Origin of the sequence: Bradyrhizobium sp. YR681 (genome assembly GCF_000282615.1) — a bacterium.
Classification (GTDB): domain Bacteria; phylum Pseudomonadota; class Alphaproteobacteria; order Rhizobiales; family Xanthobacteraceae; genus Bradyrhizobium.
The window spans coordinates 1-21664 of the sequence record NZ_AKIY01000251.1 but is presented as its reverse complement, the minus strand read 5'-3'; the positions used below and the strand labels follow the sequence as shown (position 1 = coordinate 21664).

The 21664-nt window shown below is 64.7% G+C and carries 19 protein-coding genes; 9 read left to right on the top strand and 10 right to left on the bottom strand.

Going from position 1 to position 21664, the window contains the following annotated elements:
- Nucleotides 1-4 precede the first annotated feature (4 nt).
- Both PMI42_RS39415 and PMI42_RS38150 read left to right on the top strand, forming a co-directional pair.
- Nucleotides 5-709, top strand: a complete 705-nt coding sequence (locus PMI42_RS39415; protein WP_008140210.1) for a hypothetical protein — start codon at nucleotides 5-7, stop codon at nucleotides 707-709.
- Complete coding sequence (locus tag PMI42_RS38150; protein ID WP_283805806.1) at nucleotides 706-1197, top strand: very short patch repair endonuclease; 492 nt, start codon at nucleotides 706-708, stop codon at nucleotides 1195-1197. Before PMI42_RS39415 ends, PMI42_RS38150 begins: the two co-directional genes overlap by 4 nt.
- A 49-nt stretch (nucleotides 1198-1246) precedes the next feature.
- Here PMI42_RS38150 and rpmB read toward each other — a convergent pair whose 3' ends face one another.
- On the bottom strand, nucleotides 1247-1558 hold the full coding sequence (gene rpmB / locus PMI42_RS27305) for a 50S ribosomal protein L28 (RefSeq protein ID WP_008140208.1): 312 nt from the start codon (nucleotides 1556-1558) through the stop codon (nucleotides 1247-1249).
- Nucleotides 1559-2132: 574 nt separating this feature from the next.
- Between rpmB and PMI42_RS27300 the strand changes: the two genes are divergently transcribed.
- The 5 genes from PMI42_RS27300 to PMI42_RS27280 all read left to right on the top strand — a co-directional run bounded on the left by PMI42_RS27300 (nucleotide 2133) and on the right by PMI42_RS27280 (nucleotide 8985).
- A complete protein-coding gene (locus PMI42_RS27300) occupies nucleotides 2133-3005 on the top strand; it encodes a DUF3108 domain-containing protein (RefSeq protein ID WP_008140207.1) in 873 nt (290 codons plus the stop codon).
- 631 nt (nucleotides 3006-3636) lie between these two features.
- Complete coding sequence (locus PMI42_RS27295) at nucleotides 3637-7062, top strand: helicase-related protein (RefSeq protein ID WP_008140205.1); 3426 nt, start codon at nucleotides 3637-3639, stop codon at nucleotides 7060-7062.
- A 22-nt stretch (nucleotides 7063-7084) separates the two neighbouring features.
- On the top strand, nucleotides 7085-7354 hold the full coding sequence (locus PMI42_RS27290) for an RNA-binding S4 domain-containing protein (protein ID WP_081502952.1): 270 nt from the start codon (nucleotides 7085-7087) through the stop codon (nucleotides 7352-7354).
- Between the two features lie 132 nt (nucleotides 7355-7486).
- Nucleotides 7487-7825 carry a ferredoxin FdxA gene (gene fdxA / locus PMI42_RS27285; protein WP_008140202.1) on the top strand — a complete coding sequence of 113 codons (339 nt, stop codon included), beginning with the start codon at nucleotides 7487-7489 and terminating at the stop codon, nucleotides 7823-7825.
- 347 nt (nucleotides 7826-8172) lie between these two features.
- Nucleotides 8173-8985: a CarD family transcriptional regulator gene (locus tag PMI42_RS27280; RefSeq protein WP_008140198.1), complete on the top strand. Its 813-nt coding sequence runs from the start codon at nucleotides 8173-8175 to the stop codon at nucleotides 8983-8985.
- A 167-nt stretch (nucleotides 8986-9152) separates the two neighbouring features.
- Here the strand turns inward: PMI42_RS27280 and PMI42_RS27275 are convergent, their stop codons facing one another.
- Genes PMI42_RS27275 through cyoA form a run of 7 tightly spaced genes read right to left on the bottom strand, consistent with a single transcriptional unit; the run spans nucleotide 9153 to nucleotide 16069 of the window.
- A complete protein-coding gene (locus PMI42_RS27275) occupies nucleotides 9153-9686 on the bottom strand; it encodes a response regulator transcription factor (RefSeq protein WP_008140196.1) in 534 nt (177 codons plus the stop codon).
- Nucleotides 9676-11073 (bottom strand): ATP-binding protein, encoded by a 1398-nt coding sequence (locus tag PMI42_RS27270; protein ID WP_008140195.1) that lies wholly within the window; start codon nucleotides 11071-11073, stop codon nucleotides 9676-9678. Before PMI42_RS27270 ends, PMI42_RS27275 begins: the two co-directional genes overlap by 11 nt.
- Nucleotides 11045-11893, bottom strand: a complete 849-nt coding sequence (locus tag PMI42_RS27265) for an SURF1 family protein (RefSeq protein WP_008140192.1) — start codon at nucleotides 11891-11893, stop codon at nucleotides 11045-11047. The genes PMI42_RS27270 and PMI42_RS27265 overlap by 29 nt, the downstream gene beginning before the upstream one ends.
- Nucleotides 11890-12270: a cytochrome o ubiquinol oxidase subunit IV gene (gene cyoD, locus PMI42_RS27260; RefSeq protein ID WP_008140189.1), complete on the bottom strand. Its 381-nt coding sequence runs from the start codon at nucleotides 12268-12270 to the stop codon at nucleotides 11890-11892. Before cyoD ends, PMI42_RS27265 begins: the two co-directional genes overlap by 4 nt.
- Nucleotides 12267-12896 carry a cytochrome o ubiquinol oxidase subunit III gene (cyoC, locus tag PMI42_RS27255; RefSeq protein WP_008140187.1) on the bottom strand — a complete coding sequence of 210 codons (630 nt, stop codon included), beginning with the start codon at nucleotides 12894-12896 and terminating at the stop codon, nucleotides 12267-12269. Before cyoC ends, cyoD begins: the two co-directional genes overlap by 4 nt.
- A complete protein-coding gene (gene cyoB, locus PMI42_RS27250) occupies nucleotides 12897-14894 on the bottom strand; it encodes a cytochrome o ubiquinol oxidase subunit I (RefSeq protein WP_008140185.1) in 1998 nt (665 codons plus the stop codon).
- Nucleotides 14895-14905: 11 nt separating this feature from the next.
- Nucleotides 14906-16069, bottom strand: a complete 1164-nt coding sequence (cyoA, locus tag PMI42_RS27245) for a ubiquinol oxidase subunit II (protein WP_008140183.1) — start codon at nucleotides 16067-16069, stop codon at nucleotides 14906-14908.
- 181 nt (nucleotides 16070-16250) lie between these two features.
- On the opposite strand from cyoA, the gene PMI42_RS27240 reads away from it, so the two are divergent.
- Entirely contained in the window at nucleotides 16251-17579 is a 1329-nt protein-coding gene (locus PMI42_RS27240) for an MFS transporter (RefSeq protein ID WP_008140181.1), read from the top strand.
- A gap of 124 nt (nucleotides 17580-17703) precedes the next feature.
- Here PMI42_RS27240 and PMI42_RS27235 read toward each other — a convergent pair whose 3' ends face one another.
- Entirely contained in the window at nucleotides 17704-19203 is a 1500-nt protein-coding gene (locus PMI42_RS27235; RefSeq protein ID WP_502692725.1) for a M48 family metalloprotease, read from the bottom strand.
- 25 nt (nucleotides 19204-19228) lie between these two features.
- Nucleotides 19229-20080, bottom strand: coding sequence for a thermonuclease family protein (locus PMI42_RS27230; RefSeq protein WP_008140177.1), 852 nt, complete (start codon nucleotides 20078-20080; stop codon nucleotides 19229-19231).
- A 248-nt stretch (nucleotides 20081-20328) separates the two neighbouring features.
- On the opposite strand from PMI42_RS27230, the gene PMI42_RS27225 reads away from it, so the two are divergent.
- Nucleotides 20329-21534: an ABC transporter substrate-binding protein gene (locus tag PMI42_RS27225; protein ID WP_008140173.1), complete on the top strand. Its 1206-nt coding sequence runs from the start codon at nucleotides 20329-20331 to the stop codon at nucleotides 21532-21534.
- Nucleotides 21535-21664 lie beyond the last annotated feature (130 nt).

Here is a 21664-nt window from a genome sequence, read left to right as displayed (position 1 = left end):
AAAATTGGCGATAGTGTTTGATGTCCAATCCTTGGGTGCCGACCTGAAAGCGTTCTCGCAGGCTGCTCGAGGTTTTCTCAGCAACCATCAGCGTTTGGTAGCGTTAGAGGCGCAGCTGTCTAATGCCGCTTCGGAAGCTAAGCTCGGAAATCGTACGCTTGAATGGACAACGAATGTTGGCGAAGGGCCGATTTGCTCTCTGCCTAGCTCCAGCTACCGCAATGGTCCGACTGGTACCAAAAGTCTCTTGGCGGAGGTGTCTTTCGATTTTCGCGGAGCCCTTGATCCGCAAAGCGACAACAGATTTGTTGTGACGGCAGGCGGAACGAACGTCAAACTTCGATGGAATGATGAAGGCGGCGGCGAGGCATCTTATCATTTCGATATCCATCCTGGCCAAGCTGGCCATCCTATGATGCACATTCAGTTCGCCGGTGCTGTTAAGGATATTCCCCGACTGCATTCGGTCCTTGCACATCCGTTGGATGTTCTTGAGTTCACGCTCATGGAGGTATTTCAAGAAAACTGGCGCAAATCGCGTGTTACGACTACCTTCCGCGATAGAATTCGAAAATATCCCGCCAATCAGAGAAGACGAATTCTTAGATTGCTTGAGACCTACAAGAGCTGGGTCGAGTCTCCAGATCCCGCATTGATGTCTCTTCTGCGGTCGCCGACGACGCCAATCGATATGTACCCAGCTGGATGAGTCGATTACCTAAGCCTAAGAAACTTGATGGTGTAACGCCCTCGCGCTCGGCTCTGATGGGCAGGATAAGAGGTTCAAATACGAAGCCTGAGATCGCTGTGCGTTCGATGGCTCACAAATTGGGATTTAGATTTCGCCTAAATCGCAGGAGTCTGCCCGGAAGTCCTGATTTGGTGTTCCCGAGGTTACAAAAAATCGTATTTGTACACGGCTGCTTTTGGCATAGGCACCCCGGTTGCTCGCGTACTACAAACCCGAAGACAAGAGAGAGCTTCTGGCGCGCAAAGTTCGAGAGGAATGTGGAACGCGATAAACAAATTCTAGAACAACTGCATTCTACAGGATGGGATTGTCTCGTCATTTGGGAATGCGAGACATTCGATCGTTCCTCCTTAAGAAAGAAGCTCAAACAGTTTTTGTCCCGCCCCCAAAAACAAAAACGGCCGGATCTTCCGATCCGGCCGAAACGCAAAACTCTACTTGGCTAAGCCTACGCCACGCGACGCAACTTAGCCCCCGCCCAATTTGAAAATTCGCTTAGCTCGCCTTCTTCTCCGGCGCAGGCGTCGGGCCGACCTTCTTCTGGATGGCGCGCTTCAGCTCGAGGGCGCGCGGCGACAGGACGTCGGCCTTGGCCTTGAGCAGGAAGGCGTCGAGGCCGCCATTGTGGTCGACGCTCTTGACCGCGTTGGTCGAGACGCGCAGGCGCACGTTGCGCTCCAGGGCTTCGCTGATGAACGTCACGTTGACGAGGTTCGGCAGGAAGCGGCGCTTGGTCTTGATGTTGGAGTGGCTGACCTTGTGGCCGACGAGGGGGCCCTTGGCCGTCAGTTCGCAGCGGCGAGACATGTCACAAATCCTTGTTTCGAACCCCCAACGAGTGCGGCCGCCATCCGGGGCGCCACGGGGGCTAATTGTCTGTCCTTGCAGGGAGCGGGCGGACGTATAGGGGGGAAGGGGCGGGACGTCAAGGTGACGGGCCGTTTTTGGCCCGTCGTCCCGGGGCGCGCGGGAGCGCCGAACCCGGGATCTCGAGCCTCATAACAGGTGTCATCGCCCGGCTCGCCGCCTTCGCCGAGGCTTCGGCGGCCGAGCGCCTCTGTGGGCCCGGCGTAGCCGAGCGGAGCCGGGACCGGGCGATCCAATACGCCGAGGCGCCTGTTCGTGACCAGAGAGGCCGCGCCGTACTGGATACCCCGCTTTCGCGGGGCATGACAGCGGAGAGGGCCGGGAGAGGTGCGCGCCCCCTGACACACCCCCGATATCACCAAAACGGCAATGATTGTCGCGCCTTACCATCACATAAAGGGCGTAATCGCGCCCGAAGAGTCCGTCTGAGTTCCGCAGCTGACATGCCGGGACGCATTGTTTGCCGCGGCTTTTGGCTTAAGTAACAACCGTCGCGCCCCGATTGGATTGTTTCGTGCCCACATCCTCCCGATTTTTGCCCAAGGGCCTGCCCAGTCCCCGTGCCGGCCGGCTGGCCTTCGCGGCGCTTTGCGGGCTCGTCGTGGCGTGGGGCGCGGAGCCCGTGGCGGCGCAGGGCAAGCTCGAGGCGCAGTATGAGGCGACGCTGGCGGGCATTCCCGTCGGCAAGGGCGCCTGGAATATCGACATCCAGGACGACGTGTTCGCGGCCGCAGCCAGCGGCGGCACCTCGGGGCTGCTGAAATCCTTCGCGGGCGGGTCCGGCACCGGCGCCTCGCAGGGCCGGGTGGTCAACGGCGCGCTGGTTGCGACCGGCTACCAGGCCTCCACCACGACGTCGAAGAAGACCGAAGAGATCCACATCACGCTCGACAAGGGCAATGTGAAGGAGTTCGGCATCGTGCCGGAGCCGCCGGTCGATGCCGACCGCATCCTCGTCACCGACGCGCATCGCCGCGGCGTCTGGGACCCGATGACGGCCTCGCTGCTGCGCGTGCCCGGCACCGGCGACCCCGTGACCCCGGAGGCCTGCCACAACGCCGCCCCCGTGTTCGACGGCCGCATGCGCTACGACCTCAAGCTCGATTTCAAGCGTATGGAGACCGTGAAGGCGGAGAAGGGCTACAAGGGCCCGGTGGTGGTCTGCGCGCTCTATTTCGTCCCCGTCGCCGGCTACATCCCCGACCGGCCCGTGATCAAATACCTCGCCGCCCAGCGCAACATCGAGATCGCCTTCGCGCCGGTGGCGGGCACGCGCATCCTGGTCCCGTTCTGGCTGAAAGTGCCGACGCCGCTGGGCCCCGCCATGCTGGAAGCGACCAGCTTCCTGACCTCGGCCCAGCCGCCGAAGGTCGCCAAGACGCAGTAGGCTGCGGCCCGCCCCTGAGCCGGAATTGAAGTTCAACGAATTCAACGACATGCCTACTGTGCATGGGGTTGTTTTCGCAAAAATGAGCCGGGACGCCCTGGATCGGGGAATCCATTTGACTCCTTGCCCATTCTGATTCGACTCCGCGCCGTCCCCAATTTTAAGGAACCTGCCCTTAAATCGTCGCTTGTACGGCGGGGCGAAACTCCATCTAGTGCGAGCTCAAGACTGGCCCCGCGACATGTTGCGTGAACGTAACGGGACTCATCGGGGAGTCAGCGATTCGGCCGCGATTCGTTCTAGAGTCGTTCCGAAGCTTAAAGAGAACGGGAAAAGCGTCGCAAAGTGAGACAGTTGCGCGGGGAATTTGGAAGCCGCCCCCACACGCAGGGTGTCGCCTCCCGTCATCCTGAGGTGCCGGAGCGCAGCGGAGGCCTCGAAGGACGACGGGCCCGGCTGGTGCCGCGAGCACGCGCCCGCCTGGCAGACCGGGCCGCTCATCCTTCGAGGCTCTCCGCCCGGAGCTCCGCGCCGCGCGGCTCGCACCTCAGGATGACGGATCTGGCACAAGCCGCCGGCACGCCTCATCCGGCACTGACATTCGCCCAAATCGCCACTACCTAATCCCCAGATGCCCTTTTCCTCCTCCCCCTTCGCTTCCGAGCGCGCCCTTTCCGGTCGTGTCCCCGGCGCCGGCGTCACCGCGGTGCTCGGGCCGACCAACACCGGCAAGACCCATCTCGCCATCGAGCGGATGCTCGCGCATCCCTCGGGGCTGATCGGCCTGCCGCTGCGCCTGCTCGCGCGCGAGGTCTATAACAAGATCGCAGCCAGGGTCGGCAGCGAGGCGGTCGCGCTCGTCACCGGCGAGGAGAAGATCAAGCCGAAGAACCCGCGCTATTGGGTCTCCACGGTCGAAGCGATGCCGCGCGACCTCGACGTCTCCTTCCTCGCCGTCGACGAGGTCCAGATCGCCTCGGATCTCGAACGCGGCCACGTCTTCACCGACCGCATCCTCAACCGCCGCGGCCGCGACGAGACGCTGCTGCTGGGCGCGGCGACGATGCGTCCGATCATCGAGCGGCTGCTGCCCGGCGTGTCCATGATCACGCGCCCGCGGCTGTCGCAGCTGGAATTCGCCGGCGACCGCAAGATCACGCGCCAGCCGCGCCGCACCGCCATCGTCGCGTTCTCCGCCGACGAGGTCTACGCCATCGCCGAGCTGATCAAGCGCCAGCATGGCGGCGCCGCCGTGGTGCTGGGCTCGCTCTCGCCCCGCACGCGCAATGCGCAGGTCGAGATGTTCCAGAACGGCGACGTCGACTATCTCGTCGCCACCGACGCCGTCGGCATGGGCCTCAATCTCGACGTCGACCACGTTGCCTTCGCCTCCGACCGCAAATTCGACGGCTACCAGTTCCGCCGCCTGACGCCGTCCGAATTCGCGCAGATCGCCGGCCGCGCCGGCCGCGCCACGCGCAACGGCACCTTCGGGACGACAGGGCGCTGTGCGCCGTTCGAGCCCGAGCTGGTCAACGCGCTCCAGAACCACACCTTCGAAAACGTGAAGATGCTGCAATGGCGCAATTCGAAGCTGGATTTCTCCTCCCTCGGCGCGCTCCAGGTGTCGCTGAACCAGTCGCCCGGCCATGAGGCGCTGACCCGCGCCCCGATCGCCGAGGACATGCGCGTGCTGGATCATGCCGCCCGCGACGCCGATGTGCGCGATACCGCACATGGCAAGGCCGCCGTGGAGCGTCTCTGGGAGGCCTGCCAGGTCCCGGACTACCGAAAACTGTCACCCGCGGCCCATGCGGAGCTGGTGACGACGCTGTATGGCTTCCTGATGCAGAAGGGCTGCATCCCCGATTCCTGGTTCGCGGCCCAAATCGACCAGGCCGACCGCGTCGACGGCGACATCGACACGCTGTCGGCCCGGATCGCGCAAATCCGCACCTGGACCTTCGTCGCCAACCGCCCGGACTGGCTGAGAGACCCCGAACGCTGGCAGGGGATCGCCCGCGAGGTCGAAAATAAATTATCGGATGCGCTCCATGAACGCTTGACTGAGCGTTTCGTTGATCGCCGGACCAGTGTATTGATGCGCCGCCTGCGGGAGAACACGAGCTTGAATACTGAAATCGGCAAGACCGGCGAAGTCATCGTCGAAGGCCATGTCATCGGCCGTCTCGATGGCTTCACCTTTGCACCGGATGCTGCGGAAGCAGGCTCCGATGCGAAAGCCTTGCAGGCTGCGGCCCAAGCGGTGCTCGCCGGCGAGATCAACGCGCGCGCCGAGAAACTGGGCAATGCACCGGACGACCAGTTCGTGCTGACCTCGGAAGGCACCATCCGCTGGACCGGCGATGCCGTGGCGCGACTGTCCGCCGCAGAGGAGGCGCTGCATCCGCGCATCCGCATCATCTCCGACGAGCGCCTGACCGGCGCACCGCGGGAGAAGGTGCAGGCCCGCCTCGAGCTCTGGCTCAAGACCCATATCGAAAAGCTGCTCGGGCCGCTGTTCGAGCTGTCCAAGGCCGAGGACGTCACCGGCATTGCCCGCGGCATCGCCTATCAGCTGGTCGAGGCGCTCGGCGTGCTCGAGCGGCCGAAGATCGCCAGCGAGCTGAAGGATCTCGACCAGCCCTCGCGTGCCGTGCTGCGGAAGTACGGCGTGCGCTTCGGCGCCTATCACATCTATTTCCCCGGGCTGCTCAAGCCCGCCGGCCGCGCGCTGGCCGCGCTGCTCTGGGCGCTGAAGCAGGACAATGTCGATCTGTCCTCGCTGTCGGGCGCGCAGCATCTGGCGTCGTCCGGCCGCACCTCGTTCCCGGTCGACAAGCAGCTGCCGCGCGATGCCTATCGCGTGCTCGGCTACAAGCAGGCCGGCGAGCGCGCCGTGCGCGTCGACATCCTGGAGCGCCTTGCCGATCTGATCCGCCCGGCGCTGGCCTGGCGCGAGAACGCGCCCGGCGAAAAGCCCGCCGGCGCGTTCGACGGCCGCAGCTTCGTGGTGACGCAGGCGATGACCTCGCTCACCGGTTCGGCCGGCGAGGACTTTGCCTCCGTGCTGCGCGCGCTCGGCTACCGCATGGAGAAGCGTGCGCCGCTGCCGGTGAAGCCGGCCGCGCCTGTCGCGGAGACGCCGGCTGCGGAGACGTCTGCTGCGGAGACCCCTGCGGCAGAAGCTTCTGCCGAGGCGCCCGCGACCGAGGACGCCGCAGCACCGGTTGATACAACGATCGAAGCCGCGGCCGAGCCGGTCACCGTCGAAGACGCGCCCGGCATGGAGCAGCACGACGAGCCCGCCCACGAGGAGCCGGCGCTCGAGGCCTCTGCTGAAGCACCCGTCACGCCCGAGGATGCCCCCGGCATCGCGCCGCCGGCCGAGGAAGAAGCCGCTGCGCCCGCGGAGGCCGTGGCTGACGCCGCTCCGGCCGAGACCGCCGCGACGGAAGCCGCCGCATCGGCCGATGCCGCCGCACCCGTCGAGGCCGCAGCCACGCCCGCCGAGCCGGAGCTCGTCGAGGTCTGGCGCCCCGGCGGCCGTCACGAGGACCGCAAGCCGCGTCACGAGCGTCATCGCCACCAGCGTCACAACAACAACCAGCGTCCGCAGGCCGGTGCCGAAGCGGGTGCCGCGCCCGCAGAGGGCGAGGCCGCGCCGGCTGCCGACGGCGAGAAGCGCAACGAGCGTCATCGTCATGGCGGACATCGCCGCGATGGCGGCCGAGACTTCCGCAAGCCGCGCGAAGGTGGTGCTGAAGGTGCGCCGCGTCCCGAGGGGCGCGGTGACGGAAACCGCCGTTTCGAGGGCAAGGATCGCGACAACAAGGATCGCAACCGCGACAACAAGAAATTCGGCGGCGATCGCGACAAGGGCCGCGACAATCGTGGCCGGGACCGCGACAAGGGGCGCGACCGCCAGGGCGGTCCGTCGCTGCGTCCGTACGCATCGAGCGCCAACCCACGCGAGCGCGACCGTCCCGCCGATCCGAACTCGCCCTTCGCAAAGCTCGCCGCGCTGAAGGAGCAGCTGTCCGGCCGCAAGGAGTGATCCCACGACCGAGCGGCAGCGCATCGACAAATGGCTGTGGCACGCGCGGGTGGTGAAAGCGCGCACCTCCGCGGCCGAGCTCGTCGAGTCCGGCCACGTCCGCGTCAACGGCTCACGCGAGAAATCGCCCGGCCACGCGATCAAGATCGGCGACGTGATCACCGTCGCGCTCGATCGCACCGTGCGTGTGCTGAAGGTGGTCGCCTTCAACGAGAAGCGCGGCGATGCGGCCTCTGCGCGCGTGCTCTACGAGGAGCTGAGCGAAGGGAATCAAAGTTCTTGGCGCAATTAATTGCGCTTTGAATTCATTTCTTGGTCGATCAAACACATAAAGCCGTCATGATCGGGGCTTCCCGACCTTGCAGCGCCGGGCCATCCGCGCTACGCAAGCCGCGACTTTTAGAAGAGCTTTTCGGAGCGTTGGATGACTTACGTCGTCACTGAAAACTGCATCAAGTGCAAGTACACCGACTGCGTCGAGGTCTGCCCGGTCGATTGTTTCTACGAGGGCGACAACATGCTCGTCATCCATCCTGACGAGTGCATCGACTGCGGCGTGTGCGAGCCGGAATGCCCCGCCGACGCCATCAAGCCGGACACGGAACCGGGCCTGGAAAAGTGGCTCCAGGTCAACGCCGACTACGCCAAGAGCTGGCCGAACATCACCCAGAAGAAAGAATCGCCCGAAGACGCGAAGGAATTCGACGGGCAGGAAGGCAAGTTCGAGAAATATTTTTCTCCGAACCCCGGCTCCGGAGACTGAATTCCGGCGCAAACTTAACCCTAATACCTTCGTCAGCGTCGAAAACCAGCCCTGAAGACCCCTAAATCATTGATTTTTGCGGGAAATGTGCTATATTGGGCACATTAAGCTGAACCCCCGGTCAGCCCAGTTGGCCCCGTTGGGTTCCCGTGAAACCAAATGTCGAACAGGGGCGTGGCAGTTTCCGCGCGCAGGCTGTGTCACAGAAAACGCGTAAAAAGAGTACTTCAGCGAGGGCTTCCCATAAGGAGGCCAAAAAAGTCGCCGCGGCCAGCCGTAGCGCATCCAAGGGTCGGACCGCGACGAAGGCGCCGGCTGCAAAGTCCTCGAAGAACAAAAGAAGCGCAATGCCTAACAAGACTGCCAAACCGGCCGCGAAAGCGACCGCTGCAAAGCCTGCTGTTGCCAAGCCCGCTGCCGTCAAGGCTCCCGCTGCCAAGCCCGTCGCGCCGAAGGCCCCCGTTGCCGCTGCTCCCGCCAAGGCACCTGTCGCCGCTGCGAAGCCGGCTGTGAAGGCCGCTGCACCTGCGCCGAAGGTCGAGGAAAAGAAGGTCGTGACCCAGCGTCAGGGCTTCAAGGCCAACGAATTCGTGGTCTATCCCGCTCACGGCGTCGGCCAGATCCTGGCCATCGAGGAGCAGGAGATCGCCGGCGCGAAGCTCGAGCTGTTCGTCATCAACTTCATCAAGGACAAGATGACGCTCCGCGTGCCGACCGCCAAGGTCGCCAATGTCGGCATGCGCAAGCTGTCCGAGCCTGCCCTCGTCAAGAAGGCGCTCGAGACGCTGAAGGGCCGTGCCCGCGTCAAGCGCACCATGTGGTCGCGCCGCGCCCAGGAGTACGAAGCAAAGATCAACTCGGGCGACATCGTCGCGATCGCGGAAGTCGTGCGCGACCTCTATCGCTCGGAGTCGCAGCCGGAGCAGTCCTACAGCGAACGCCAGCTCTATGAAGCGGCGCTCGACCGTCTGTCCCGCGAGATCGCGGTGGTGCAGCACTCGACCGAGACCGAAGCGGTCAAGGAAATCGAGTCCCAGCTCGCCAAGAGCCCGCGCCGCAACGCCAAGGCAGAAGCCGCCGAGGGCGAAGGTGAGGCGGATGCCGAGGGTGCCGACGATGCCGATGGCGACGACACCACCGTCGCCGACGAGGCTGCGTAAGCCCAGGTCGATCGCAACAGATCGAAAGCCCGGCCCGTTTGGCCGGGCTTTTTGTTTGGGGCGTCGCGTCGTGGTCGCTTCGCAGGGCGTAATCCACCCTGCGTCAGAGAATGACGAACGAAGTTGGTGGGTTACGCTTCGCTAACCCACCCTACGTGCTCGCAGAACTACTTCACCGGCCGCTTCTCGAGTTTCCGAGCGAGAGTCCTGCGGTGCATCCCGAGCCGCCGCGCCGCTTCCGAGATATTGAAATCGGTCTCGATCAAGGTCTGGTGAATGCGCTCCCATTCCAGTGTCTTGATCGAGGTCGGCCGTGCATCGAGCGCGACCTCGGCGTTGCCCTCGGCCTTGTTGAAGGCGGCCTCGATGTCGTCGGTGTTCGACGGCTTTGCCAGGTAGTGGCAGGCGCCGAGCTTGATCGCCTCGACGGCGGTGGAGATGCTGGCAAAGCCCGTCAGCACCACGATCAGCATGTCGGGATCATGCGTGTGCAGCAGCTCGACGCAGGCAAGGCCGGAGGCGCCGCCAAGCTTGAGGTCGACCACGGCATGGCCGAAGGAGCGCTCCTCCAGCACCTTGCGCACCTCTTCGATCGAGGCGGCCAGCACGACCTCGTAGCCGCGGCGCTCGAACGAGCGCTTCAGCGTGCGCGCAAAACCTTCGTCGTCCTCGACGACGATGAGCGAACGGTCAGGCGTCAAAGCTGCCTCCAATCGCGAGCGTTGCGAGCGGCAGCGTCAGGCGCACGGTGGCACCGCGCTTCCGGTGGTTCTCGGCGGTCACGCTGCCGCCCAGCTTGCGCACCACGTTCACCACCAGGAACAAGCCGAGCCCGCCGCCGGCGCGGCCCTTGCTCGACTGGTAGGGCTTTCCGAGCTGTACCAGCATCTCCGGCGCAAAGCCGGGGCCACGGTCGCTGATCGACAGCACCAGATTGTCGCCCTCGCGCTCGGCCAGCAGTTCGACCCAGTCGCGCGAGACCTCGTAGGCGTTGTCGAGCACGTTGAAAATCACCTGCTTCAGCGCGATGTCCGAGACGATCGCGACGTCTTCGCCGAAGGTGTTGACGAAATACAGCGTGCGCGCCGAGCGCGCGTCGCGCCACTCCTCCACCAGCGCGGTGACGAAGGCCGTCACCGTGGTCGGCGAGGAGCCTTCGCCGCGCGCTTCGCCCGCCGAGACCAGGATGCCCGTCACGATCGACTTGCAGCGTTGCAGCGAGGTCTCCATCTCGGAGAGGTCCTCGGCGAGTTCCTGATCGGCCGCGAGGTCGGGCATGCGGCGCCAGTCGCTCAGGATGACCGAGAGCGAGGCGAGCGGCGTGCCGAGCTCGTGCGCGGCACCGGAGGCGAGCAGGCCCATGCGGACGATGTGGTCCTGCTCGGCGGCATGCTGGCGCAGCGCGGCCAGATGCGCATCGCGCTCGCGCAAATTCCTGTTGATGCGGGTGACGAACACGACCAGCAGCACGGCGTTGAGGGCAAAGCCCAGCAGCATGCCGGCGACGGTCAGCGTGTAGGTCTCGCTGAGCGGGTTCGGCGGCAGGTCGAGCGGGCGGTAGGCCAGCGTCAGCCAGATGAAGCATGCGCAGGTCAGTGCCACCAGCGACCAGGTCGAGCGGGCGTCGAGCAGCACGGCGGCGAGCGTCACCTGGAGCAGGAACAGCGAGGTGAAGGGATTGGTGGCGCCGCCGCTGAGGTAAAGCTGCGCGGTCAGCGCGGCGACGTCGAGCATCAAGGCGACCAGCAGCTCGTTGCTGGAGACGGCGGCGCGATGGCGCACCCAGACCAGGCTGGAGACATTGAGCAGCACCAGCGCGCCGATCACCGCGCCCATTCGCTCCAGGGGCAGGGGAATGCCGAGCCAGAAATGCACGCCGCCGATGGTCACGATCTGGCCGACCACGGCGGTCCAGCGCAGCTGGATAAGCAGCGCCATGTTCTTGCGGTTGGTCTCGTCGTCGGTGGGCGCAGCGCCGATCAGCTCGCTGCGCGCGTCCGCCTGCGATTGCAGTGTAACGGCCAGTTCGCCAAGCGGTCGGGGAGGCGTTCTTCCGTCGTCAGGTCTGTTCGACGATCGTTCCAGCATCTGATCCCGTCCTGCGGGCGGAGGCATCGGGGCCGCCGGCCGGTTCGTGGACGAAGCGCTTGCGGCGGAATAGCCCGCCGCCGAATGTAACGAAAAGCCCGCCGGCCAGCATGAAAGCCAGGGCAAACCACGTCAGCGCATAGATCAGGTGGTTATTGGGAAAGCGGATCACGGTCAATCCGCCGATTGGGCCGCCAGCGGTTTGTGATCCGGCGTCGGTATCGATGAAGAACGGCGCGACCTTGTCGAGGCCGCGGGCCGCCGCAATCGCGGCAACATCCCGCGAGTACCAGCGGTTGTGCTGGGGCACGTTGTTCCGCAAGAATCCGCCCTTCGGCTCCGTGATCCGCAAGAGGCCGGTGATCTCGACCCGGCCGTCCGGATTGCCGGTCTGGCGGGTCGATGCGTCGCGCCGCTCGGACGGCACGAAGCCGCGATTGACCAGGACCATCGTGCCGTCGTCGCGCAGGAGCGGCGTCAGCACCCAATAGCCGCCGCCTTCCTCGGTGACGGCCTGAACCAGCGTCTCGCGGTCATGCAGGAAGCGGCCGGCGACGTTGACGTGCCTGTATTCGTCGTTTGCGGTGGAGACCGCGGGCCAGGACGCCGGCGAGGGGATCGGCTGGGCCGGAGCGTGGACGCGCTGTTCGACGCGGTCGATCAGCGCCAGCTTCCAGGCGCGGCGCTCGATCTGCCAGACGCCGAGCGCAATCAGAACGGCAAAGGCCGCAAGCGAGAGGACCGCGAGCCACAGGGCGGGGCGCGCGGCCTTGCGGCGCGTGCCCTTTGCCCTGCTCGTCACGGTCCGGATCTCGCTCACTTCATTCCCGTCATCTCGTGCATCGGCATCATGTTGCTGTTGAGGTGGTTCATCACCCACAGCGAACCCGACAGCGCGATCACCACCATGACGATGGTGAAGATCAGCGCCATCATGGTCCAGCCATTCTCGGACTTGGGGCTCATGTGCAGGAAGTAGATCATGTGCACGACGATCTGCACGATCGCGAAGGCCATGATGACCAGCGCGGTGATCTGCTTGCTCGGCAGCGTGCCGCTCATCACCAGCCAGAACGGGATCGCGGTCAGCACCACCGAGAGCACGAAGCCGAGCATGTAGCCCGAGAACGTGCTGTGGGCGTGGCCGTCGTCGTGGTGATGGTCGTGCGCGCCGGCTGCGTGGGTATCGGTGTTCATCGCAGAACTCCCAGGAGATAGACGAAGGTGAAGACGCCGATCCAGACCACGTCGAGGAAGTGCCAGAACATCGACAAGCACATCAGGCGGCGGCGGTTGGCTTCGATCAGGCCGAACTTCTGGACCTGCACCATCAGCGTGACCAGCCAGATCAGGCCGCAGGAGACGTGCAGGCCGTGGGTGCCGACCAGGGTGAAGAAGGCGGACAGGAAGGCGCTGCGCTGGGGCGTGGCGCCTTCGTGGATCATGTGGGCGAACTCGGTGAGCTCGATGCCGATGAAGGCGAGGCCGAACAGGCCGGTGATCGCCAGCCACATCTGCGTCTGCGCGACCTTGTTCTGCTGCATGGTCAGCATGGCGAAGCCATAGGTGATCGAGGACAGCAGCAGCATCGAGGTGTTCACCGCGACCAGGTCGAGGTCGAACAAATCCTTCGGCGCGGGCCCGGCGGCGTAGTTGGCGCCGAGCACGCCGAAGGCGGCGAACAGCATCGCGAAGATGAGGCAGTCGCTCATCAGGTAGATCCAGAAGCCCAGCGAGGTGCTGTAGCCTTCCGGATGCGGGTGTTCGTCGGCGAGATAGAAGACCGGCTCGCCGGCCTGCGAGGAATTGACAGCGACAGTCATTTACTTGGCTCCGGCGAGCAGTTTGGTGCGCGCGTCCTCGGTCCGGATGACGTCGTCAGCCGGAATGTCGAAGTCGCGGTGATAGTTGAAGGTGTGACCGATCCCGACGACGAGCATCGCGATGAAGCTCGCTGCCGCCAGCCACCAGATGTACCAGATCAGGCCGAAGCCCATCGCGGTGGCGAAGCCGGCGAGAATGATGCCGGTGCCGGTGCTGGAGGGCATGTGGATCGGCTTGAACCCGGTGAGCGGACGCTGGTAGCCGCGCCTCTTCATGTCCCACCACGCGTCATTGTCGTGAACGACGGGGGTGAAGGCGAAGTTGTAGTCCGGCGGCGGCGAGGATGTCGCCCATTCCAGCGTGCGCGCATCCCAGGGATCGCCGGTGACGTCCTTGAGCTGCTCGCGCTTGAGGAAGGAGACCGCGAACTGCATCAGCATGCTGAGGATGCCGAGGAAGACCAGGAAAGCACCGATCGCGGCGATGACGAACCATATCTGCAAGGACGGATCGTCGAACACGCGCAGGCGGCGGGTCACGCCCATCAGGCCGAGCACGTAGAGCGGCATGAAGGCGAGGTAGAAGCCGACGACCCAGAACCAGAACGACAGCTTGCCCCAGAACACATCGAGCTTGAAGCCGAACGCCTTCGGGAACCAGTAGTTGATGCCGGCGAACGCGCCGAACACCACGCCGCCGATGATCACGTTGTGGAAGTGAGCGATCAGGAACAGGCTGTTGTGCAGGACGAAGTCGGCCGGCGGCACCGCGAGCAGAACGCCGGTCATGCCGCCGAGCACGAAGGTCAGCATGAAGGCGATCGTCCACATCATCGGCAGCTCGTAGCGGATACGGCCGCGATACATCGTGAACAGCCAGTTGAACATCTTCGCGCCCGTCGGGATCGAGATGATCATCGTGGTGATGCCGAAGAACGAGTTGACGCTGGCGCCCGACCCCATCGTGAAGAAGTGGTGCAGCCACACCAGGTACGACAGGATGGTGATGACCACGGTGGCGTAGACCATCGAGGTGTAGCCGAACAGGCGCTTGCCGGAGAAGGTCGAGGTGACTTCCGAGAAGATGCCGAAGGCCGGGAGAACCAGGATGTAGACTTCAGGATGGCCCCAGATCCAGATCAGGTTCACGTACATCATCGGGCTGCCGCCGAAATCGTTCGTGAAGAAGTTGGTGCCGACGTAGCGGTCGAGCGAGAGCAGCGCGAGCACGACGGTCAGAACCGGGAAGGAGGCGACGATCAGGATGTTGGTGCAGAGCGAGGTCCAGGTGAATACCGGCATCTTCATCATGGTCATGCCGGGGCAGCGCAGCTTGACGATGGTGCAGATCAGGTTGATGCCGGACAGCGTCGTGCCGACGCCGGCGACCTGCAGCGCCCAGATGTAATAGTCGACGCCGACGTCGGGACTGTAGCCGATGTTCGACAGCGGCGGATAAGCCAGCCACCCGGTGCGGGCGAATTCGCCGATGAACAGCGAGGCCATCACCAGCACCGCGCCGCCGACCGTCATCCAGAAGCTGAAATTGTTCAGGAACGGGAACGACACGTCGCGTGCGCCGATCTGGAGCGGCACGACGTAGTTCATCAGGCCTGTCACCAGCGGCATCGCCACGAAGAAGATCATGATCACGCCGTGGGCGGTGAAAACCTGGTCGTAGTGATGGGCGTTGAGATAGCCTTCGGAGCCGCCAAAGGCGAGCATCTGCTGGCCGCGCATCATCAGCGCGTCGGCGAAGCCGCGCAGCAGCATCACGATGCCGAGGATCATGTACATGATGCCGATGCGCTTGTGGTCCACCGTGGTGAACCATTCGCGCCAGAGGTAGCCCCAGAGACGGAAATAGGTGAGGCCGGCGAGCAGCGTGGCGCCGCCGAGCGCGACCATCACGAAGGTGCCGACGACGATCGGCTCGTGCAGCGGCAGCGATTCGATGCCGAGCCGGCCGAAGATGAGCTTGAGAAGATCAGGAGACATGCGAGCTCTCTTTAGGAGTCTGACTTCGGACGCTGTCCGAGGAAGAAGGACGAGGACTTCAGCGGCGTGAAGGTCGGCCGCTTCAGGCCGGCGCCCGTAAGCGGCGCGGTGTCGACGGGAGCCGTGATGGAGGCCGTCGTCCTGCCCTGCGGCGCATCGGGCGTGCAGGTGCCGGCGACGAAGGTCGGCTCCGGCCCGAGCGGGCTGCTGCCGCGGCGGGCATACTTGTCGTAAGCGAGCGGCAGCGTGTTGTTCAGGCCCTCATGGCCGCGGCCGCCCTTGGCGTCGATCGCCATCATCTCGCTCTGGCACATCTTGCCGGTCTCGACGCACATGTTGAGGATCAGGCGGTAGAGATCGGAATCGATGGTGCCGTAGCGCCGCACCGGCTCGTTCTGGCTGGGCTTTTCCAGCTGGAGATATTCGGCGCGGCCGAGCGAGCCGCCGGCGGACTTGGCGCTGGCGATCCAGGCGTCAAAGCCCTTGTCGTCCAGGCCCTGGAAGTTGAAGTGCATGCCGGAGAAGCCGGCGCCACTGTAATTCGCCGAAAAGCCCTTGTAGGTGCCGGGATGGTTCACCACCGCGTGGAGCTTGGTCTCCATGCCCGGCATCGCATAGATCTGGCCGGCCAGCGCGGGGATGTAGAACGAGTTCATCACCGAGGAGGCGGTGATGCGGAAATTGATCGGACGATCGACGGGGGCGGCAAGATCGTTGACGGTGGCGATGCCGTAGTCCGGATAGATGAAGAGCCATTTCCAGTCGAGCGCGACGACGTCGACCTCGAGCGGGGCCTTGGACTGGTCCACGGCGCGGTCGGCATGGATGCGGCCCAGCGTGCGGTAGGGGTCGAGCAGATGCGTGCCCATCCAGGTCAAGGCGCCGAGGCAAATGATGATCAGCAGCGGCGCCGACCAGATCACCAGCTCGAGCTTGGTCGAGTGATCCCATTCCGGCTCGTAGCGGGCCGAGGTGTTGGACTGGCGGTAGCGCCAGGCGAACACCACCGTCAGCGCCATCACGGGGACGACGATCAGGAGCATCAGGACGGTGGAGATGATGACGAGGTCGCGCTGCTGGGCAGCGATGTCGCCGGCTGGCGCCAGCACGACGTAGTTGCAGCCACTGAGCGCGACTGCCAGGGGTAGCAGCGCCAGGATCTTGAGACGGGACACGGGCCGAGCCTTTGAGAATGAGTTTCCGTTGCGGGGCCAACGGGTAGCTGCGGCGCAGCAATCGGGACATTGGACAATTTGTCCAATGTTGCAGTGCGGAATGTTGCGCCAGACAGGGCCGGATTGCCTGGCGCCCCGCCGGGCGGTCGGCTTTGGTTTTCAGGACGTTAAGGGCGCACGAATGGCGACGGCACAGACCCCCGCACTGGCAGAAATCCCCTCGGGCGAGCACGGCCACGACCTGGCCAGTCCCGGCGAGATCGCCATCGGCGTCATCATCGGCCGGACCTCGGAATTCTTCGACTTCTTCGTCTACGCGATCGCCTCGGTGATCGTGTTCCCGCGCCTGGTGTTCCCGTTCACCAGCGAGCTGACCGGCACCTTCTATTCCTTCATGATCTTCGCGCTGGCCTTCATGGCCCGGCCGATCGGCACCGTCATTTTCATGACGGTCGACCGTGAGTACGGCAAGACGGCCAAGCTGGTCTCGGCGCTGTTCCTGCTCGGCACCGCCACCGTGGCGCTCGCCTTCCTGCCCGGCTATCACGAGATCGGCAGTGCCGCGATCTGGCTGCTGGCGCTGGCGCGTATCGCGCAGGGTCTGGCCTGGGGCGGCGCCTGGGACGGTATGGCCTCGCTGCTGGCGCTGAACGCGCCGCCTTCCCAGCGCGGCTGGTACGCGATGGTGCCGCAACTCGGCGCGCCGCTCGGGCTGATCGTGGCGAGCGCGCTGTTCGCCTATTTCGCCGGCAACCTCTCGGCAGACGATTTCTTCGACTGGGGCTGGCGCTATCCGTTCTTCGTCGCCTTCGCCATCAACGTCGTGGCGCTGTTCGCGCGGCTGCGCATGGTGACGACGGAAGAATACGCCACGCTGTTCGAGACCCGCGAATTGCAGCCCGCGCGCATCTCCGAGACGGTCGCGCGCGAAGGCCAGAACATCATGCTCGGTGCGTTCGCGCCGCTGGCGAGCTTCGCGCTGTTCCACATGGTCACGGTGTTTCCGCTGTCCTGGGTGTTCCTGTTCACCCGCGAAAGCCCGGTGCGCTTTTTGATCATCGAGATCGTCGCCGCCGTGTTCGGTGTCGCCGCGATCGTGGCCTCAGGCATCATCGCCGACCGCGTCGGCCGCAAATCGCTGCTGATGGGATCGGCGATCGCGATCGCGATCTACAGCGGTTTCGCTCCGCAGCTGCTCGATGCCGGCGCGTTCGGCGAGACCATCTACATGGTGATCGGCTTCATCCTGCTGGGTCTCTCGTTTGGCCAGTCCTCCGGCGCGATCGCCTCGAACTTCCGGCAGGCCTACCGTTACACGGCTTCGGCGCTGACCTCCGATATGGCCTGGCTGTTCGGCGCCGGCTTCGCGCCGCTGGTCGCGCTGCTGCTTGCGACCAATCTCGGCGTCATCGCCTCGGGTGCGTACCTGCTGTCCGGCGCGTTCTGGACCCTGCTCGCGCTCTGGCTCAGCGGCCAGCGCGAGGCCGGCGATATGGACGCGGGCGGTTAGATCCCCGGCACGCAACCCGTAGCCCGGATGAAGCGCAGCGCAATCCGGGTAAGCTTATCCGCGAGGAGAGAATCCCGGATTTCGCTGCGCTTCATCCGGGCTACGACGCGCGCTTGGCGCAGCGTCAATCCGCGACGATCTTCACGCGGTCCCGCACCTTCACCTGCGCATTGCGGTCGAGGCCGTTGAGCACGCGAAAACGCTCGGCGGGATGATCGACGCCGGCCATGCGGTGCGAGAGCGATTCCACGGTGTCGCCGGGCTGCACGGTGATGACCTTGATGCGCAGCGGGCGCGCGGCCTGGATCTCGTCGAGCGTCAGGCGGCGGAACGAATTGACGGTCTCGCGCGCGTTGCGCTCGCTCTCGGTCGACTTCTGCCTGGCGGCGAAGATGAAGCGGTAGACGTCGCTGCCGAAGCGCAGCGCGTAGACCTTGAACTGCCACTGATCGCCCTTGGCGGTGGCGGATGCGGCCGGAAAACCGTTGATGGTGATGTCCTCGGTGGACGCCTTCTCGACGCCCTCCATCCAGCCGGAATTCAGGTAGTCGCCGAGCGACTGCTCGGCCGGCACGCGCACCACGTCGAAGCGCATCGCCTGCGAGCCGCCGTCGCGCACGCCGATCACGGCCTGCGCGGTGTTGTCGAGCGTAAAGTTGTCAGGCGCCTGGAAGGTGAAGCCGAGTTTTGGATGCAGGAAACGCCGCCCGCGCACAAAACCTTCGCTGGGGTCTTCGCCATAGACGAGGTTGTCGATCGCGGCGAGATAGGTTTCGCGGTCACGCTCGCCGCCTTCCGGAGCCACGTATTGCCGCGCGATGGTCTGCGCGTTCTGCACGCGCTCCGGGGTTGCCGGATGCGACGAGGTGAAATCCTGCGCGCGCGGATCGAGCGAGGTCTTGCCGGCCTTCAGCTCGGCATTGCGCTCCATCGCGGAGAGAAAGCGGGCGGCGCCATACGGGTCGAAATGGGCCTTGGCGGAGATGCCGACGCCGATGCCGTCGGCCTCGAACTCCTGGTTGCGCGAAAAGCTCGCCATGGTGAGCTTGGTCTTGGCGAGCGCGAGCGCGGTGAGATCGGGGTCGTTGCTCATGTCGGTGACGACACGGGTGACGATCGCGGCCTGGCGCGCCTGGTCCTCGCGCATCGCCGCGTGCTTGGACAGCACATGCGCCATCTCGTGGCTGAGCACGGAGGACAATTCCGACGTATCGCTTGCAAGCGCGAGCAGCCCGCGCGTGACATAGAGCTGGCCGTTCGGCAGCGCGAAGGCGTTCACCGCGCCGGAATTGAGGATGGTGACCCTGTAGCCCTGGTCGGGGCGGTCGGAGGCGGCGACGAGCCGGTCGACCGTCTTGCTGACGAGCGATTCGAGCCGGGGATCGTCATACGTCCCGCCATAGCTCGCCAGGATGCGCTCGTGCTCTTTCTCGGTGGCGGGGGTCTGCGCGACGGCCGGTTTCGGCTTGGGCATGGCGACCGTCGGCGGCGCCGTCGCGGTCTGGAACCGGTTCATGTCGCCGCAGCCGGCGAGAAGACCGCTCAGCACGAGGCATAGCGCGGCCGGCGCAGCCCGAAGGCGGCGGCCTTCACCCGTCCAGTGCTGTTCTAGCACCCCATTCACGTCGATTAACCCGTGCCTGGCCCTTTTAGGGCCTTACCCCTGTCGGCTCGTTTGCGCCCAGCAACTCGACCTGCCCCGCGAGGCGCGCATCAATGCGCGGCCCCGTATTCCCCTCGACCCAGCCCCGGACGCGAACACGCTTGTTTTCCAGGGACTTAAGGGAAGTCCCGGCGTTTTCGAACGCCGGTAACGCACGCCTTGAAATAGTCACGGCAAAGCCGCGTGTCCAGTTCCGTCCGAAGTTGAGGTAGGTCATTGCCCCAGCTTGCCGGACCGACAGGACTTTGCCCTCGACCACCATAAAGAGCCCGATCCCGGCCAAAATATCGTCCGGACTTTCCGCGTTTTTTATGGCCGACGGGTCAGCCCAGTTGCCCTTTTTTTGGCGCCGCGCCTCGGCCTCCGTCGCCATCAGGGCCGCCGCGCAGTCCTTGTCGGCGATTTCGGCGGAGACGATGGCTTCGCCCTGGGCGAGGAGGCTGGCCTGGACCGAGACGTCGCTTTCGCCAATGAACAGGATCGCGCCTTGCCGGCCGTAGCGGTCGGGCGTGTCGTCTGCGCTTCGCAGCGTGACGTCGCGGCCGACGAGCAGCGAGGCCAGCGCCTGCTTCGTCGTCGCGCTCGCCTCGATCCCGGCGAGACGGATTTCGCGACCGTCGTCGAGACGCACGCTGCGGGCATCGACCATCGCCGCGACGTGGCCTTCGCCCAGCGTGTCGAATTGGCACGGCGTTGCGACCGCAGTGCGACCCGCGACGAGAAGAAGTGCGGCGATGAGATGAAGCAGTCGCGTCACGTTGCCCGGGGAGGTTGCGTTATGTTCTAGCTTTAACCCAAGCGTAGCGGATCGCGAAGAGGCTTCCTCACACGTCGTCATTGCGAGCGCAGCGAAGCAATCCAGAATCTCTCCGCGGAGACAGTCTGGATTGCTTCGCTGCGCTCGCAATGACGATGTGGAAACATTTGGGGCGCATCTCACCATTCCGCTTTGCGGAAAACATGCGCGGCAATCGTGCGCTCGCAACGCCCTCGCGCTTGCTGCGCTGTCGCGCATGCGGCATGATTGTGGCAACACCAATAACCAAGCCGCCATCAGAGACAGGCGATCAAGGGAGGTCTTTTTCAATGAAGAGAATTTTGTCGGGCATTTTTGCTGCGTCGTTTGCTTTGAGCGCAGGCGCCGCGCAGGCCCAGGACAAGCCCCCGCTGAAGATCGGCGGCATCCTCGACATGTCGAGTCTTTACGCCGACATCACCGGCCCCGGCAGCGAGACGGCGGCCAAGATGGCCGTGGAAGACTTCGGCGGCGAGGTGCTCGGCCGCAAGATCCAGGTGCTGGCGGCCGACCATCAGAACAAGGCGGATCTCTCCGCCAACATCGCGCGCGACATGCTCGACAACCAGGGTGTCGAGATGATCTACGACGTCGCGGCCTCCGCGACCGCGCTTGCCGCCGGCGAGATCGCGAAAGCGCGCAACAAGATCATCATGTTCAACGGTCCGGGCTCGATCCGTCTCACCAACGAAGCCTGCGGTCCCTACACCATCCACTACGTGTTCGACACCTACGGCCAGGCCAACGTGACCGGCCTTGCAGCCGTGAAGACCGGTCTCGACAGCTGGTTCTTCCTCACCGCCGACTACGCCTTCGGCCAGGATCTGGAGAAGGACACCAGCGCCGTCGTGACGAAGACCGGCGGCAAGGTGCTCGGCGCCGTGCGTCATCCGCTCAACACGTCGGACTTCTCGTCGTTCCTGCTCCAGGCCCAGGCCTCCAAAGCCAAGGTTATCGGCCTTGCCAACGCCGGCGGCGACACCGTCAACGCCATCAAGCAGGCGGCCGAGTTCGGCATCACCAAGGGCGGCCAGAAGGTCTCGCCGCTGCTCGCTTTCGTCACCGATATCGACTCGATCGGGCTGGAGACGGCACAGGGGCTGTTGCTGGCAGAGGCCTTCTACTGGGACCTCAACGACGACACGCGCGCCTTCTCGAAGCGCTTCACCGAGCGCATGAAGCGGCCCCCGACCTCGGCGCAGGCCGGGGTCTATTCCTCCATCACGCACTATCTGAAGGCCGTGAAGGCCGCCGGCACGACGGATGCGGCCGCGGTCATCAAGGTGATGAAGGAGACGCCGATCAACGACTTCTTCGCCAAGAACGGCAAGATCCGCGAGGACGGCCGCATGATCCACGACATGTACCTGTTCGAGGTGAAGAAGCCGTCGGAATCCAAGGGGCGCTGGGACGATTACAAGCTGCTCGCCACCGTGCCCGGCAGCGAGGCGTTCCAGTCGCTGGAGCAGTCGCGCTGCCCGCTGGTGAAGAAGTGACGGCGTGACCAGCGAGCCAAATAACCGGTTGTCATCCCTGGGCGCGACGAAGTCGCGAGCCCGGGATCCATAACCACCATCGTGAGTATGGATTCCGGGCTCGCGCCAAGAGGCGCGCCTCGGAATGACG